We start from the raw sequence: 1,757 nt of genomic DNA on the forward strand, positions 1-1,757 counted from the left end.
TACTACGAGAAGCACTTCTCGGCCATCAAGAAGGCCTTCCCGCAGCTGGTGATCCACTCCCTGGGAGCCTCCGAGGTCGAGCACATGGCCCGTATTTCCAAGGTGTCGGTCGAGGAGGCCATCCAGCGCATCCACGCCGCGGGCCTGGACTCCTTCGCGGGCGCCGGCGCCGAACTCCTCCCGGCCCGTCCCCGTAAGGCGATCGCGCCGCTGAAGGAGTCCGGTGAGCGCTGGCTGGAGATCATGGAGGTCGCGCACGGACTCGGGGTGGAGTCCACCTCGACCATGCTGATGGGCACCGGCGAGACCAACGCCGAGCGCATCGAGCACATCCGGATGATCCGCGACGTCCAGGACCGCACGGGCGGCTTCCGCGCCTTCATCCCGTACACCTACCAGCCCGAGAACAACCACCTGAAGGGCCGGACACAGGCCACGGTCTTCGAATATCTGCGGATGCTCGCCATCGCGCGGATCTTCCTGGACAACGTCCCGCACATCCAGGGCTCCTGGCTCACCGTCGGCAAGGAGGCCGGACAGCTCGCCCTGCACTACGGCGCGGACGACCTCGGCTCGGTGATGCTGGAGGAGAACGTGGTCTCCTCGGCCGGCGCCAAGCACCGCTCCAACCGGATGGAACTGCTCCAGCTGATCCGGGCGGCCGACCGCGTCCCGGCACAGCGCGCCACCACCTACGAGCATCTGCTGGTGCACGACGACCCGGCGCACGACCCGGTCGACGACCATGTCGTCTCCCACCTGTCCTCCACCGCCCTCGACCACGGCGACGGCCTGGAAGGGGCGCGGAGCCACCCGGAGCTGAAGGTGATCGGGGCGGGCTGACCGGCGCGCAGGCCGCCCCGCTCACGACGAGAGGCTGGTTCCCGGAGATCCGGGAACCAGCCTCTTCGTTGCGTCGTCGCGGTGTTCTCGCGAGCCCGCCGGCCGCCTCGCCTCGGTCAGGCTTGGTCGGCCTCCGGCCCGTAGACCTCCACCGCGTCCTTGACGCGCCGTACGTGGATGCACTCGCCAGGGCACTCCTTGGCCGACTCCGCCACGTCCCGGACCAGGTCCAGGGGCAGCGGCACGGTCGCACGAGGTGCCTGCCGCAGCTCGTCGTCCTCCCCCTTCACATACGCGAGGCCGTCGATGTCCAGCTCGAAGACCTCCGGTGCGTAGTCCACGCAGATGCCGTCTCCGGTGCACAGGTCCTGGTCGATCCAGACCTCGAGTTCGTCGTCGTTCACGTTCGCTTTGGTGGACATACCGCCTGCCTGCCGATCGTGGTCTTGTCTGTGGTTACGGGCCTCAGGTCAGGGAGGTCAGACCCGCATGGGCTGGGGCGACTCACGGCGCTCGGGGTCCGGGCCGGGGTACTCGCGGATGGTCTCGTAGCGGGTGTTGCGCTCGACCGGCCGGAAGCCGGCGTCCCGGATCAGATCGAGGATGTCGTCCCGGGTCAGCTTGTCCGGCGTACCGAAGTCATCCGCGTCATGAGTGATCTTGTACTCGACGACCGAGCCGTCCATGTCGTCCGCACCGTGCTGGAGAGCGAGTTGGGCGGTGGCGATCCCGTGCATGACCCAGAAGACCTTCACATGCGGGACGTTGTCGAAGAGGAGGCGGGAGACCGCGAAGGTCTTCAGCGCCTCCGCCCCCGACGCCATGGTGGTGCGGGCCTGGAGCTTGTTGCGGACCTTGCCGTCCTGCATGTCGACGAAGTCGTGCTGGTAGCGCAGCGGGATGAAGACCTGGAA

2 protein-coding genes and 1 pseudogene are annotated in these 1,757 nt (G+C 67.8%); 1 reads left to right on the plus strand and 2 read right to left on the minus strand.

The window, feature by feature from the left end; all coding sequences use genetic code 11:
- Nucleotides 1–843 (plus strand): radical SAM protein (locus tag ACZ55A_RS37075; protein WP_468849502.1); only part of this gene is annotated, 843 nt, incomplete at its 5' end.
- Nucleotides 844–959: 116 nt separating this feature from the next.
- Here ACZ55A_RS37075 and ACZ55A_RS37080 read toward each other — a convergent pair.
- Both ACZ55A_RS37080 and ACZ55A_RS37085 read right to left on the minus strand, forming a co-directional pair.
- Nucleotides 960–1,265, minus strand: coding sequence for a ferredoxin (locus ACZ55A_RS37080; RefSeq protein ID WP_468849504.1), 306 nt, complete (start codon nt 1,263–1,265; stop codon nt 960–962).
- A 57-nt stretch (nt 1,266–1,322) separates the two neighbouring features.
- Nucleotides 1,323–1,757: pseudogene (locus tag ACZ55A_RS37085) on the minus strand (aminofutalosine synthase MqnE); the annotation flags it as partial.

Source organism: Streptomyces sp. NPDC034111 (assembly GCF_055575375.1).